Genomic DNA, 13,933 nt, shown 5'->3' on the forward strand with positions numbered 1-13,933 from the left:
TCCGGATTCCTTGCATCCCTGGGGTTCTTGCCGACAGGCATCAAAATCAGTAGTCGATGAGCTGATGCTCGCGCAAATACGCGAGTATCACTTGTGCTTTTTCGACTGAACTCCCTTCATTTACGACGTTGCCGCCGCGGCTTTCGGTCGTCGTCGCGGACAGCATCCGCGCATGCCCGGAGCGCTTCTCGGCGGCGACCAGTTTTACGGGTTTACGCTCGATCGCGCCGACCTTCCACGCGGCCGCTTCGGCGTCCGCGCCGGTCGCCGTGAGTGCCGGGCGGATCGCGCCGGCCCGCAGCCGCGCATACGCGTAGCGCGGCTCCGCGTTGGCGAGCGGATGCACCGCGACGACGGCCGGCAGCGCCGCGTCGACGCGCCGCCGCAGCCCTTTCGGCAAGAATTGCCGGACCGCCGCGCGGCCGCCGTCGACCGTCACGTCGACGGCCGAGCCGACGAGCGGATAGCCGAGCGTCGCGGCAACGCGATACGGCAGCATGCCGGTGTCGTACGCGCCCTCGGCACGGGTGCCGGTCAGCACGAGGTCGTAACCGTCGACGCGGGCGGCCAGCGCCTGCGCGGCATCGTCGCCGTCACGGCAGGCCAGCACCTCGACCTGCCGCGCGCCGAGCGCAAGGTATTCAGCAAGTGCTTCATTGGCGGGATCGCCCGCATGGATCACGTCGAGCTGTGCCCGATGTTTCTCCGCGAGCTGGCGGCCGACCTCGAGCGCGGCCGCATCGTTGCGGCTGTAGCGCGCGGTGCCGCTGACCGGGTGCCGGCCCACGGACACGAGCACCGCGATGCGTTGCAACTGGCGAGGGGCGTTCATGCTGCGACTCCTTCGGATTCACGGGCGCCGACCGCGGTCGGCGATTGTCCGCGCGACGCACGCGCGGCCTGCACCTCGTCGATCAGCGCGGCGATCGTCGCCTGCGCGTCGCCCACCACCGTCAGGTTCGCGCGCTTGGCGATCGGCGCACTGCCGTCGAGGTTGACCGCGATCACGTGACGGCAGTCCTTGATCCCCTGCAGATGCTGCACCGCGCCCGAGATGCCGAACGCGATGTACACGCTGGCCTCGACCGTCTTTCCGGTCGCGCCCACCTGCTTGTCGCGCGTGAAGTGGCCGTTGTCGACCGCGACGCGGCTCGCGCCGATCGCAGCGCCAAATGCGCCGGCGAGCCGCTCGAACGCGCCGATGTCGGACACGCCGTTACCGGCCGACACGATGAAGTCGGCTTCCTCCAGCGCGACCTGCGCCGCGTCGATTTCCTCGAGACCGAGATCGCGGTACGGCTGCGCCGTGTCGCCGGCCGGGCGGATGAAGTCGGCGGCCAGGCGATCGCCCGCGCCGACGAACGGTAGCTTCGCGTCGACCGCGTTCTGCGCGAGCAGGATCACGTCGGGCAAGCCGCGCGTCGCGAACGCACGGCCGGCCTGCGCATATGCGCCGACATGCTTCGCGTCGATCTCGACCACGTGGGTCGCGACGCTCGCGCCGGCGGCCGCCGCGTAACGCCGGCCGAGATCGCCGTCGCCGGTCGCGTTGTCGGGCACGAACACGTGCTTCGGCGCGAGCGCCGCAGCACAGGCCTGCAACGCTTGCAATTCGCTTTCGGGCGCGAATGCGCGGCGGTCGAAGTCGGCCAGCTCGATCAGCTTGTCGACACCGAGTTCCGCGGCGTCATCCTTCAGTTCACCGAACGCCAGCAGCGCGACTTCCGTCTGGGCGTCGGCCAGCACCGCGGCGGCGGCGATCGCCTGGCGCGAATGGTCGTCGAGCGCGCCGCGCTCGGTGTGCGCCACCACCAGCATCACGTGCTTCGGGTCCTGCACCGCGCGGCGCGGCTTCGCGGCCGCAGCGCCATGACCGTGAGCGGACCACTGCGCGTCGCTCGCATCGGCGCTGCCTTCCTGGCCGAGCGTGATGCGCTTCAGGCCCGCCGCCGTGATGATGAACGGCCGGCGCGGATCGATTCGTTTGATCGTGTTCATCGATTCACTCCAGCGAGGCGGCAACGAGTTCGGCCACGTCGAGCACGTCGGGGCGCGGGCCCACGACGCCTTCGAGCATCGCCGTGCAGTTCGGGCACCCGACCGCGACCACGTCCGCGCCGATGGCGCGCGCGTCGGCGATGCGGATGTCGGGAATACGCTGCTTGCCGGGGATGTCGGTCAGCGGCGCACCGCCGCCACCGCCGCAGCAGCGGCCACGCATGCCGTTGCGCTCCATCTCGACGACCTGGATGCCGATCGTCTTCAGCAGCTTGCGCGGCGATTCCGTCTCGCCGTTGTAGCGGCCGAGGTAGCACGGGTCGTGATACGTGGTGCGTTTCTCGCGCAGTGCCTCGACGGCCTTCGGCGCGATCTTGCCGCTCTCGGCCAGCTCCGCGAGGTAGGTCGTGTGATGCTTGACCGTCACGCGCAACCCGAGTGCGCGGTATTCGTTGCGCAGGCTGTGCATCACGTGCGGGTCGGCCGTCACGATCTGCTTGTACGACAGCGTGCCGAGCGTGCCGATCAGGCGCTTCGCCATCCGCTGGAACGTCGCTTCGTCGCCGAGGCGCCGTGCGACGTCGCCGGTATCGGTCTCGGTCCCGCCGAGCACCGCGTAGTCGACGCCTGCCTTGTTCAGCACCTTGACGAACGCGCGCAGCGTGCGCTGGTAACGCATGTCGAACGCGCCTTCACCCGCGACGAACAGCACGTCGACCGGCTTGCCCGGTTGCGCGACGGGTGCGCTCAGGTCGACCGACCAGTCGTAGCGCGCGGCTGCGTCGTAACCGCCCATCGTGCCGGTCTCGCGCAGGTTCGCGAGCACTTCCTGGCCCTTGCCCGGCACCGTGCCGTGCACCAGCGTGCGGTTGCGGCGCATGTCGACGATCGCGTCGACGTGCTCGATCAGCATCGGGCATTCCTGCACGCATGCGCGGCAGGTCGTGCACGACCACAGCGTTTGTTCCTCGATCAGGCCGGACACGATCGGGCCGTTCGGCTCGCCGCGATGCTGGCCGACCGCGAGGCCCGGCGTCGGGCTGCCCGCATAGGCCGCATCGGTGCCGCCCGCCATCCCGACGACGAGATCCTGGATCAGCTTCTTCGGGTTCAGCGGCTGGCCCGCGGCGAACGCGGGGCACGCGGCTTCGCACTTGCCGCACTGCACGCACGCGTCGAAGCTCAGCAGCTGGTTCCAGCGGAATTCGACCGGCTTCGCGACGCCGTATTCCTCGTGTTCGATGTCCGGCAGCTTCAGCGCGGTCGGCGGCGTTGCCGTGCCGTTGCCCGTGAACGAGTCGCGGGTAGCCGCGAAACGCTCCTGGCGCGGGTGGAACGCGAGGTGCAGCAGGCCGGCGATCGCATGCTTCATCGGGCCGCCCTTCGCGGCGCCGATGGTCATCGTGAATGCGCCGGCGCCGATCAACAGCGCGCAGAGCACCGCGAACGCCCCCGACATCGCGCCGGTCGGCACGACCATGAACAGCACGAGGCCGAGCGCGAACGAGCCGAGCAGCCAGGGCAGCGCGTTCCACGGGCCGCGCGACAGGCGGGCCGGCACGTTCCTGGCCGCGCGGCGGCGCCAGACGAACACCACGCCGACGAGCATCGCGAGGGCCGCGAGGAAGATCAGCTTGTCGAGCCACGGCGAGTAGATCGCGAGGCCGTAGTTGACGAACACCAGCGCGAGCGCACCGATCGCGCCGCCGGCGGTCGCGACGTGGGTCTTCGCGATGTACGGGTCGCGGGCGACCACATGGTGCAGGTCGACGAAGTAGCGCTTCGGGATCGCGAACAGGTTCGCGACGCCGAACGAGCCGGGCGCCGTGGCCCGGCCGAGACGCCAGTAGGACGAGCGCTTCGCGACCGCGAACGCGAGCCCCGCCACCGACAGCCACAACAGGGCGGTAATGAGGAAGGACGGATTCATTTTCAGAAATCCTTCACGAGACGCAGCGAGTCATAGATCGCGCCGTGGACGTTGTGCATCGAGATGCAGTCGCCGACACGGAACAGCAGGAAGCGGCCGTTGCCGAGCTCTTCCGACAGGCACGGCTGCGGCTCGGCCGCGAACAGCGTATGCGGATCGATCTGGCCGCGGTTCACCGACTCCGGCTTGAGCTTCCAGTACAGCTCGTCGTTCGGCGACGAACCGTTCTCGATCACCACCTGGTCGACCGCGCGCTCTTCCAGTTCTTCGGTGTACTCGTTGCGCAGCACGGCGATCGTCTTGCCGTCCTCCTCGTACACGCGATCGAGCATGGTGTTGGGCGTCGGGATCACGCCGAGCGCATACAGGCGGCGATAGAAGATCGGGAACGTCGTGCCGCCGCAATCGTCAGCCACTTTCACGTCGGGCGTGACGACCTCGACCTTCGAGCCGCGGCTCGCCATGAAGTCGGCGACGCCCGCACCCGCATGGGTGCTCACACCGTCGAACAGCAGCACGTTCTGCTTCGGCTCGACCTTGCCGGTCAGGATGTCCCACGAGCTGACGGCCAGGCCCTCGGCCACGCCCCAGCCCGGCACCTGCCACGTGAAGCTCGAACCGCCCGTTGCGAGCACGACGATGTCCGGCTTCTCGGCCATGATCATCTTCTCGTCGGCGGCGACGCCGAGGCGGCGATCGACGCCCAGGCGCTTGGTTTCCATGTCGAACCAGCGGATGATCCCCGACATCTGTTCGCGCTGCGGCGCCTTCGCGGCGATCATCACCTGGCCGCCCACTTCGGTGTTCTTCTCGAACAGCACCACGTCGTGGCCGCGCAGCTTCGCGACGCGTGCGGCCTCGAGCCCCGCGGGGCCCGCGCCGACCACCACCACCTTGCGCTTCGGGCCGCGCGACTTCTCGATGATGTGCGGCATCGTCGCTTCGCGCGACGTCGCGGCGTTCTGGATGCAGAGCACGTCGAGGCCGTTGTACTGGCGGTCGATGCAGTAGTTCGCGCCGACGCACTGCTTGATTTCGTCTTCGCGGCCATCGCGGATCTTGATCACCATGTGCGGATCCGCGATCTGCGCGCGCGTCATGCCGACCAGGTCGATCATCCCGTTCGCAAGCAAGCGTTCGGCCTGGCCCGCGTCGCGGATGCTCTGCGCGTGCATCACGGGGATCTTCACCACCGACTTGATGCCGGCGGCGAGGTGCACGAACGGCTCCGGCGGCAGCGCCATCGGCGGCATGCAGTTGGCGATCGTGTTGTGCGTATCGCCGCCCGAGCCGACCACGCTCAGGTAGTCGATCAGGCCCGTCTCCGACATCGCCTGCGCGATTTCCTTCAGCGCTTCGTGATCGAGGCCGTCCTCGTGGAATTCGTCGCCGCACATCCGCAGGCCGACGCAGAAGTCCTTGCCCACCGCCTCGCGCACGGCCGTCAGCACTTCGATGCCGAAGCGCAGGCGGTTCTCGAGGCTGCCGCCCCATTCATCGGTGCGGTGGTTCGAACGCTTGCTCCAGAACTGATCGATCAGGTGCTGGTGCGCGGCGGAGATTTCGATGCCGTCCATGCCGGCCGCCTTCACGCGCTTTGCCGCCGCCGCGAAGTCGCCGATGATGCGGCGGATTTCCTCGATCTCGATGATCTTCGCGTTGCCGCGGTGCACCGGCTCGCGCACGCCCGACGGCGACATCAGGTGCGGCCAGTGCTCGCCGTGGAACGACGAGCGGCGACCCATGTGCGTCGCCTGGATCATGATCTTCGCGCCATGCTTGTGCATGGTGTCGGCCAGGCGCGTGAGCGGGTCGATGATCTTGTCGTTCGACAGGTTCACCGACTTCCACCAGCCCTGCGGGCTGTCGATCGACACGGGGCTCGAGCCGCCGCAGATCGCGAGGCCGACGCCACCCTTCGCCTTCTCTTCGTAGTAGCGGATGTAGCGGTCGCCCGGCAGGCCGCCCGGCTCGGCATACACCTCCGCGTGGGCGGTGCTGACGATCCGGTTGCGCAGCGTCAACTGGTTCAGCTGCATGGGTTTGAACAGGTGGGGATAACGCATCGCAGGCGACCTCTGGCGTTCGAATGTCTCGTGTTGCGGGTGTTGTTGTGTTGCTGTGTCGGATCGTCAGCGCATCAGTGCGCGAGCGGCGACACTTCGAAGACGCAGTGGTCGTGATGCTCGGCCGCACACTGCACTTCCTTCGACTGCGCACGCGGCGCGCCCTTGCCTTCCGGCGTCGTGTCGTTGACCCAGTCCATCGCGCCGGCGAACCAGCCCGCGAACATGTAGCAGAGCTTGCCTTCCTTGCCCGGCTGCTGGAGCACGAACGACGAGTGGCGCAGTTCGATCTTCGCGCGCGCGCTGGCCGGATCGGCTTCGATGATCGAGAACAGGCCCCAACCGCGTTGCGACAGGCGCTTCAGATAGTGCTCGAACACGGCCATGCCGGTCAGCCCGTGCAGCTTCGCTTCCTTGTCGCACCAGTGGTAGGCGGACTTGTAGCCAGCCTTGTAGAGGATCTCGGCATACGCGTCGACGCCGAGCGCTTCCTCGACGGCGACGTGATTGTTCGTGAAGAAGTGGCGCGGCACGTACAGCATCGGCAGCGCGTCGGTGGTCCAGACGCCGGTATCGGGATCGACGTTGATCGGCAGTTGCGGTTGCATCGTGGTGACTCCGTGAGGAAAATTGGCCGCGCGGCTCGGGCGCGACATCGTCCGCGTGCCCGCGCGGCTTGCGCGGGCACGTCCCGATTTTTCTAGTGTTGAATCGCGGGTGGCGGTTCGGGCGGGCGCTTACGCGCCCCACACGTCCTTGAACACGCGTACCCAGTTCTCGCCCATGATCTTGCGGATGCGCGACTCCTTCCAGCCGTGGCGTTCCATCGCCGCGGTCAGGTTCGGGAATTCGCCGATCGTGCGGATGCCGTCCGGGTTGATCACCTTGCCGAAGTTCGTCAGCTGGCGATAGCGGCCCTTGTCATGCGTCAGCATGTCGAAGAATTCCTTCGCGAAATCCTGCGTGAAGTCCGTGCCGATGCCGACCGCGTCTTCGCCGATCAGGTTCACGACGTAGTCGATCGCCTCGATGTAGTCGTCGATGTTCGCTTCGATCCCGCGCTTCAGGAACGGCGCGAACATCGTCACGCCGACGAAGCCGCCGGCGTCGGCGATTTCCTTCAGCTGTGCGTCGCTCTTGTTGCGCGGATGTTCCTTCAGGCCCGACGGCAGGCAGTGCGAGTAGCACACCGGCTTCTTCGAGAATGCGATCGCTTCCGACGACGTGTTGCCGCCCACATGCGACAGGTCGACCATGATGCCGACGCGGTTCATCTCGGTGATCACTTCGCGGCCGAAGTCCGACAGGCCGCCGTCACGCTCGTAGCAGCCGGTGCCGACCAGGTTCTGCGTGTTGTAGCAAAGCTGCACGACGCGCACGCCCATGTCGGCGAACGCCTCGATGTAGCCGAGGTTGTCCTCGAACGCGTGCGCGTTCTGGAAGCCGAGAATGATCCCGGTCTTGCCTTCCTTCTTCGCGCGGAAGATGTCGTCCGTGGTGCGCACGAGCGTCAGCAGCTCGCCGTTCTCGCGGATCTTCTGCTTCATCACGCCGATGTTGTCGACGGTCTTGGTGAAGTTCTCCCACACCGATACCGTGCAGTTCGCGGCCGTGATGCCGCCACGGCGCATGTCTTCGAACACCGGCTTCTCGAACTTCGAGATGTTCAGTCCGTCGATGATGATGCTGTCCTGATGCAGCGTGCTCATATCTGCCTCTCGCTCCAGTCTTGCTTTTGTGGGGGTCGTCGATCAGTAAATCGGGAAGCGCTCGCAGAGCGCGAAAATCTCGCGGCGCACGCGCTGTTCGGTCGCGTGGTCGCCTTCCGGGTTCGCGCGCAGCGCGTCGAACACCTCGAGAATCAGGCGGCCGATCTCGCGGAACTCCGCGACGCCGAAGCCGCGCGTCGTGCCGGCCGGCGTGCCGAGGCGGATGCCCGACGTGACGGTCGGCTTCTCGGTGTCGAACGGAATGCCGTTCTTGTTGCAGGTGATGCCCGCACGCTCCAGCGCCTGCTCGACCGGCGCGCCCTTCAGGCCCTTCGGGCGCAGGTCGACCAGCAGCAGGTGGTTGTCGGTGCCGCCGGTGACGAGATCCACGCCGCCCGCCTTCAGCACTTCGCCGAGCGCCTGCGCGTTCGCGAGCACGTTGTCGATGTAGGTCTTGAAGTCCGCATGCAGCACTTCGCCGAACGCGACGGCCTTGCCGGCGATCACGTGCATCAGCGGGCCGCCCTGCAGGCCGGGGAACACGGCCGAGTTGATCTTCTTGGCGATCTCTTCGTCGTTGGTCAGCACGAAGCCGCCGCGCGGGCCGCGCAGCGTCTTGTGCGTGGTCGACGTCACGACGTGCGCGTGCTCGACCGGGTTCGCATGGCGGCCGGCGGCGATCACGCCCGCGATGTGCGCCATGTCGACCATCAGCTTCGCGCCGACGCTGTCGGCGATCGCGCGAAAGCGTGCGAAGTCCAGTGCGCGCGGATACGCCGAGAAGCCGGCGATGATCAGGTTCGGCTTGTGCTGGTGCGCGAGTTCTTCGACCTGGTCGTAGTCGATCCGCATCGTGTCGCGGTTCACGCCGTACTGCACCGCGTTGAACCACTTGCCCGACAGCGCCGGCTTCGCGCCGTGCGTCAGGTGGCCGCCGGCGTCCAGCGACATGCCGAGCACCGTGTCGCCCGGCTTCGCCAGCGCGAGCATCACCGAGCCGTTCGCCTGCGCGCCGGAGTGCGGCTGCACGTTCGCGTAGCCGGCGTTGAAGATCTGCTTCACGCGCTCGATCGCCAGCGCCTCGACTTCGTCCGCGAATTCGCAGCCGCCGTAGTAACGCTTGCCCGGATAGCCTTCCGCATACTTGTTGGTCAGCACCGAACCCTGCGCCTCCAGCACCGCACGCGACACGATGTTTTCCGACGCGATGAGCTCGACCTGCGACTGCTGGCGCTCGAGCTCCTTCAGGATGGCGCTGCGCACCGGCGCGTCGCGCTCGGCAAGGGGCTGCGAGAAGAAAGGCTGGGTGTTCGACATAGTGCGTCCGTGACGAAGAATAAAGGGCGTGAAACCGAAGCTCGAGGCCCGCCATACCTGGCTTTCCAGCGCATCCAGTGCAAGGCTGCCGACGGCTCTATTCTTGTCGTTCGGATTTTCGGCGGATTGATGAATTTAGACGCGTTCTTTGCCTTTTCCGCCATGCACGTCCGTTTTGTACAAGTGACCGGTCGTGCTTTTCGGGATAAGCAATCGCACCGCCGATGGCCGTTCGCCTATGGACAGGCACTTCGCCGGTGCCTGCACTGTGCATCCGGGTGCAGCGCGGCCCGGTTACGGTGCAGTGCAGCATCGACCGCACGCCCATACAACGTATGGAGCTAGGGTTTAGCCGTATGGCACGCTTGTTGCGCTCGCTCACACAATACGGCAGCCCGATCCGTGCCCTTCGGGCGAAAAGCTATTAGAGATTCAAGGAACGCTCCCCATGTCGCCCGACCGCACAGCGTCGCTGTCCCACTTCGCGTTCATGCCTTTGCCGAATTTCACGATGATCGCGTTCACCAATGCGATCGAGGTGCTTCGGATGGCGAACTACCTGAGCGGACAAACGCTCTACCGCTGGTCGGTGATCAGCCCGGAAGGCGGCCCGGTCACGGCGAGCAACGGACTCACGGTCGACACGGGGCCGGCCGAATGCGTGGGGCAGCCGGACATCGTCTTCGTGTGCGGCGGCGTGGACGTGCAGCGCGCGACGACGCCCGCCCATCTGTCGACGCTGCGCCGCTTCGCGCGCATGGGGCTGCCGCTCGGCAGCCTGTGCACGGGCACCTATGCACTCGCGAAGTCGGGGCTGCTCGCAGGCTACGCGTGCGCGATCCATTGGGAAAACATGTCGGCGCTGAAGGAAGAGTTTCCGGACACGCGCTTCCTGAAGGAACTGTTCGTGGTCGACCGCGACCGCATCACGTGCACGGGCGGCGTTGCGCCGCTCGACATGATGCTGAACCTGATCGCCGCGCGCGTGGGCACCGCGCGCGTCACGCAGATCGCCGAACAGTTCATCGTCGAACACGTGCGCGACACGAGCGCGCAACAGCGGATGCCGCTCGTCGCGCGGCTCGGCTCGGCGAACAAGTCGCTGTTCGAAGTGATCTCGCTGATGGAGAACAACATCGAGGAGCCGCTGTCGCGCGAGGAACTCGCGCGGCTGGCGAACATGTCGCAGCGTCAGCTGCAGCGGCTGTTCCGAGAGCACCTCGGGATGACGCCCACGCACTATTACCTGACGCTGCGGCTACGCCGCGCGCGCGAGCTGCTGCTGCAGACCGACATGTCGATCATGCACATCACGATGGCGTGCGGCTTCCAGTCGGCATGCCACTTCAGCAAGAGCTATCGCGACGCGTTCGGCGTCGCGCCGACGCGCGAGCGCCGCAAGCAGGTCGCGCCGCTCGCGCAGGCTGTGACGGGCGGCGGGTCGGCTTTTCCGGCCCATCTGATTCATGTGTGAAGCGGGCGTGGCGCGAATAAAAAAAAGCGGCCTTCAAGGCCGCTTTTCATTTGCGCTTACGATCCCCACACCTGCATTTCATCGAGCGAGTAACCCCACTGCGTCGCACGCTTCGTACCGAACATCCGCACGTAGCGCCCCTGCGCGTTGAGGTTCGGCAGCGTAACGTGACCGTACGACACGCCGTTGTTCGTCGAGTAGACCGTCGTCCAGTTCGCGTTGTCGTTCGATGTCTGGATCTGGTAGACGAGCGCACCCGCATCCCAGTAAAGATCGACGCTGCTGATCTTCTTCACCGCGCCGAGATCGACAGAGATCCATTCCGTACCGACGCCCGCGCCTTCCGGCGAATCCCAGCGCGTGCTCGTCGTGTTGCCGTCGAACGCCTTGTCCGGCGTGAGCGATGCGTTGTAGCTCGCCGACGCGGCGGCCGGACGGCCTTGCGAGAGCAGCGTCGGCTGCGCGGCCGCCGGGCCGCCGTAGTAGCTCGCGCCGAGCTTCGCCTTGGTCGTATCCGCGTTCACGCCGAATTGCGACAGGCTCCAGCGCTGGCCGGTCGTCACATCGCCCACATAGAGCTGATAGCCGCCCGCCGTCGTCGACGAGAAGAACACGTAGTTCGTGCCGCTCACCGGTGCCGGGTCCGAGTTGTTGCTCATGCAGTCGTTGATCGGCAGCGCGCTCGGCGTCGACGCCGGGTCCGCGGTCTTCGCGTAGATCTGGTCGGCGCCGCCGGTGTCCTTCCAGCGTGCATAGAACACCATGCCGTCGCCGCGCACGATCGGGTAGTAGGTCTGCAGCCCGGCCGGATGATCGAATACCGCCGTGGCGCCGGTCGCGATCGTGCGCTTCATCAGCCCCATGTTCGAGCCGGTGCCCGTCGCGTAGTACACGGCGCTCGCGTCCGGCGCGAGGAACGGCATCGAGTATTCGGCACCGGCCGGCGCGTTCGTCAGGCTTACGACCGACGTGAACACCGGGCCCGCGCTCGTGTACGACAGCGTGCCCTGCTTCACGTCGCCGTTCTGCTTGAACACGAGCGTCTTGCCGTCGGTGGCGAACTTCGGATCCTCGTTGCGCGTCGCGCCGGTGCTGTTCGTCAGGTTGACGGGCGGCGTGCCGGCGCCGAGCTGCAGCATGAACACGTTCCACGCGCCGTTGCTGAGCCCCATGAATGCGAGCCACTTGCCATCGGGGCTGAACACGCCGTTCATCGGATCGGTGATGCCCCAGCTGCTCTTGCTCAGTTGCGTGAGCGTGCGGGCGGAAAAGTCGTACAAAAACAGCTGGCTCGTGCCGTCACCGTACTTGACGTAGCTGTGATAGACGAGCTTGCCGGTCAGTGCGCCGGGAAACGACGCGTTGGACTGAGCCGGCGGATTGTTGACGCAGGCCGCCGCGGCGGCGCCGCTGAACAGGTCGAGGGCGATGCCGGCCACGAGGCCCGCGACGAGGAACTTGGATTTCACGCTGAATGCTTCCGGATAAAGGGTGAGAACGCCGTGGACAAGGTCCCGCTCTGCGCGGGGGTCACGGATCCGCCCTTCGGGCAGCTTGAACTCCGTATGACCAGGCTTCGGGAATGAAACTTGCGGAGAATGCCTGTTCACTGGTCTGAAGAAAAGGATCAGAGTCGGTCGAAAACATGCGGATCAGCAACATGCGGATCAGCGATTGGGGCGGGATTGAACGTGGCGGATGGCGTGCTACTCTTTTTTCATCGACGGCCGCGGTCGGCCGGAGGCCGGGCATGAAGCGATATGCGGCGCTCGCGCAGACGATTGCGGACTCGATCAGGCGTGGCGACCTCGCGGCCGGCGCCCGTATCCCGACCGTGCGCTCGGCGTGCCGCGCCTATCGTGTAAGTCCTTCCACCGTGTTTCGCGCGTACTACACGCTCGAAAGCGAGGGCCTGATCGTCGCGCGCGCGCGTTCCGGGTATTTCGTTGCGAATCTCGACGACAAGCGGGTGCGCACCGGCCAGGACACGCCACGCAAGCCGGGCGCGTCGCCGACCGGCGGCGACACGCTGTTCCGGTTGATCGACTCGCTCAAGCGCGACGACATCGTGCCGCTGGGTTCGGCATTCGCCAGCTATTCGCTGTTTCCGATGAGCAGCCTGTGGCGCTACGCGGCGACGGCGGCCCGCAACATGGACCGCGCGAAACTGCTGGCGGGACTGCCGCCCGGCCACGAAGCGCTGCGCCGCCAGATCGCCATGCGCTACCTGAACGCGGGCGCCTCACTGCCGATGGAAGAGATCGTCATCACGACCGGCGCGGCCGAAGCGCTGACGTTGAGCCTGCAGGCGCTCACGCGCCCCGGCGACCTCGTCGCGATCGAACGCCCGGCTTTCCCCGCGGTGTTGGAGGCCGTGCAGCGGCTGCATCTGAAGGCCGTCGAAATCCCGGTCGACCCGCGCACCGGCCTCGATCTCGACGCACTCGCCGATGCGCTGGACACGCATCCGGTGCGCGCGTGCTGCTTCATGACCTCGCTTCACAACCCGACCGGCGCGACGCTGTCCGACGAGCGCAAGCGCGCACTGATCGACCTGCTCGCGTCGCACGAGGTGCCGCTGATCGAGGACGACGTGTTCGGCGAACTGCATTTCGGCCCGACGCCCACGCGCCCCGCGAAGCTGTACGACGATGCCGGGCTGGTGCTGCATTGCGGGTCGTTCTCGAAGTGCCTCGCCCCCGGGTTCCGGGTCGGCTGGGTCGCGGCCGGACGCTATGTGGAACAGATCAGGCACGTGAAGAACGCGAGCGCGCCGGCCGCCGACGTGCCCGCGCAGATGGCCGTATCCAGCTACCTGCGCAACGGCGCGTACGACCGCTTCCTGCGCCGGCTCCGGCGCAACCTGGCCGCGCACCAGGCGCAGATGCTGGCCGCCGTTCGCGCGTACTTTCCGCCCGACACGGAGGTATACGCACCGCGCGGCGGGTATTTCCTGTGGATCGAATTGCCGCCTCACGTGGACGCGATGCAGTTGTTCGACGACGCGATGGAGAACGGCGTCAGCCTCGCGCCCGGGCCGATCTTTTCCGTGACGGGCGCGTTTCACCGTTATGTCCGGCTGAACTATGGCCGGCCCTGGACCCCTGCCGTCGAGGACGCGATGCGAACCATCGGGACGCTCGCCGGACGGCAACGACAGACGAGGTAGCAACACCATGCAAGTCCTGCCCAACCGGAAAGTGCGTACCCGCGACACGCTGCGCGGCGCACTGAACCTGCGTGCCGAACCGCACGGTGCCGTCAGCCAGCGCTGCCGGCAATGCGGCTTCCTGGCATTCCGCGCCAGCGAGCAGTGCCCCGTCTGCGGCGTGGGGGACTGGCCGTTCACACCGCTGCGCGACCGGCGCGGCGATGCGCATGCCGGGCAGGCCGCGCCCCCGCAGGACACGCAGCCGCCGGTCCCCGCGTGGTCGTCGCG

General features: G+C 66.8%; 10 protein-coding genes and 1 pseudogene. 3 read left to right on the forward strand and 8 right to left on the reverse strand.

Annotated elements, in window-relative coordinates:
- Nucleotides 1-46 precede the first annotated feature (46 nt).
- The 7 genes from F3J14_RS03825 to F3J14_RS03855 form a co-directional block, all read right to left on the reverse strand.
- Nucleotides 47-832 carry an electron transfer flavoprotein subunit beta/FixA family protein gene (locus F3J14_RS03825; protein ID WP_166721847.1) on the reverse strand — a complete coding sequence of 262 codons (786 nt, stop codon included), beginning with the start codon at nucleotides 830-832 and terminating at the stop codon, nucleotides 47-49.
- Complete coding sequence (locus F3J14_RS03830; protein ID WP_166721848.1) at nucleotides 829-1,998, reverse strand: electron transfer flavoprotein subunit alpha/FixB family protein; 1,170 nt, start codon at nucleotides 1,996-1,998, stop codon at nucleotides 829-831. Before F3J14_RS03830 ends, F3J14_RS03825 begins: the two co-directional genes overlap by 4 nt.
- A 4-nt stretch (nucleotides 1,999-2,002) precedes the next feature.
- Nucleotides 2,003-3,928 (reverse strand): (Fe-S)-binding protein, encoded by a 1,926-nt coding sequence (locus F3J14_RS03835; RefSeq protein ID WP_006749546.1) that lies wholly within the window; start codon nucleotides 3,926-3,928, stop codon nucleotides 2,003-2,005.
- Between the two features lie 2 nt (nucleotides 3,929-3,930).
- Entirely contained in the window at nucleotides 3,931-5,994 is a 2,064-nt protein-coding gene (locus F3J14_RS03840; RefSeq protein ID WP_166721849.1) for an NADH:flavin oxidoreductase, read from the reverse strand.
- Nucleotides 5,995-6,068: 74 nt separating this feature from the next.
- Nucleotides 6,069-6,602 carry a DUF5943 domain-containing protein gene (locus tag F3J14_RS03845; RefSeq protein ID WP_011659468.1) on the reverse strand — a complete coding sequence of 178 codons (534 nt, stop codon included), beginning with the start codon at nucleotides 6,600-6,602 and terminating at the stop codon, nucleotides 6,069-6,071.
- Between the two features lie 129 nt (nucleotides 6,603-6,731).
- Complete coding sequence (locus F3J14_RS03850; RefSeq protein WP_006756079.1) at nucleotides 6,732-7,703, reverse strand: dipeptidase; 972 nt, start codon at nucleotides 7,701-7,703, stop codon at nucleotides 6,732-6,734.
- 42 nt (nucleotides 7,704-7,745) lie between these two features.
- Nucleotides 7,746-9,020 (reverse strand): serine hydroxymethyltransferase, encoded by a 1,275-nt coding sequence (locus tag F3J14_RS03855; protein ID WP_166721850.1) that lies wholly within the window; start codon nucleotides 9,018-9,020, stop codon nucleotides 7,746-7,748.
- A 448-nt stretch (nucleotides 9,021-9,468) separates the two neighbouring features.
- Between F3J14_RS03855 and F3J14_RS03860 the strand changes: the two genes are divergently transcribed.
- Nucleotides 9,469-10,494, forward strand: a complete 1,026-nt coding sequence (locus tag F3J14_RS03860) for a GlxA family transcriptional regulator (protein WP_166721851.1) — start codon at nucleotides 9,469-9,471, stop codon at nucleotides 10,492-10,494.
- Nucleotides 10,495-10,550: 56 nt separating this feature from the next.
- Here F3J14_RS03860 and F3J14_RS03865 read toward each other — a convergent pair whose 3' ends face one another.
- Nucleotides 10,551-11,963 (reverse strand): discoidin domain-containing protein, encoded by a 1,413-nt coding sequence (locus F3J14_RS03865; RefSeq protein WP_166721852.1) that lies wholly within the window; start codon nucleotides 11,961-11,963, stop codon nucleotides 10,551-10,553.
- Between the two features lie 281 nt (nucleotides 11,964-12,244).
- On the opposite strand from F3J14_RS03865, the gene F3J14_RS03870 reads away from it, so the two are divergent.
- Both F3J14_RS03870 and F3J14_RS03875 read left to right on the forward strand, forming a co-directional pair.
- Complete coding sequence (locus tag F3J14_RS03870) at nucleotides 12,245-13,663, forward strand: PLP-dependent aminotransferase family protein (protein WP_166721853.1); 1,419 nt, start codon at nucleotides 12,245-12,247, stop codon at nucleotides 13,661-13,663.
- Between the two features lie 7 nt (nucleotides 13,664-13,670).
- Nucleotides 13,671-13,933, forward strand: a pseudogene (locus F3J14_RS03875) (ATP-dependent serine protease); the annotation flags it as partial.

It is taken from the genome of Burkholderia sp. Tr-862 (genome assembly GCF_011753085.1).
Lineage (GTDB): Bacteria > Pseudomonadota > Gammaproteobacteria > Burkholderiales > Burkholderiaceae > Burkholderia > Burkholderia ambifaria.

Bases quoted from the DNA above. Each gene is read 5' to 3' on its own strand.
- F3J14_RS03825 (WP_166721847.1), bottom strand. From the start codon at position 832: ATGAACGCCCCTCGCCAGTTGCAACGCATCGCGGTGCTCGTGTCCGTG.
- F3J14_RS03830 (WP_166721848.1), bottom strand. From the start codon at position 1,998: ATGAACACGATCAAACGAATCGATCCGCGCCGGCCGTTCATCATCACG.
- F3J14_RS03835 (WP_006749546.1), bottom strand. From the start codon at position 3,928: ATGAATCCGTCCTTCCTCATTACCGCCCTGTTGTGGCTGTCGGTGGCG.
- F3J14_RS03840 (WP_166721849.1), bottom strand. From the start codon at position 5,994: ATGCGTTATCCCCACCTGTTCAAACCCATGCAGCTGAACCAGTTGACG.
- F3J14_RS03845 (WP_011659468.1), bottom strand. From the start codon at position 6,602: ATGCAACCGCAACTGCCGATCAACGTCGATCCCGATACCGGCGTCTGG.
- F3J14_RS03850 (WP_006756079.1), bottom strand. From the start codon at position 7,703: ATGAGCACGCTGCATCAGGACAGCATCATCATCGACGGACTGAACATC.
- F3J14_RS03855 (WP_166721850.1), bottom strand. From the start codon at position 9,020: ATGTCGAACACCCAGCCTTTCTTCTCGCAGCCCCTTGCCGAGCGCGAC.
- F3J14_RS03860 (WP_166721851.1), top strand. From the start codon at position 9,469: ATGTCGCCCGACCGCACAGCGTCGCTGTCCCACTTCGCGTTCATGCCT.
- F3J14_RS03870 (WP_166721853.1), top strand. From the start codon at position 12,245: ATGAAGCGATATGCGGCGCTCGCGCAGACGATTGCGGACTCGATCAGG.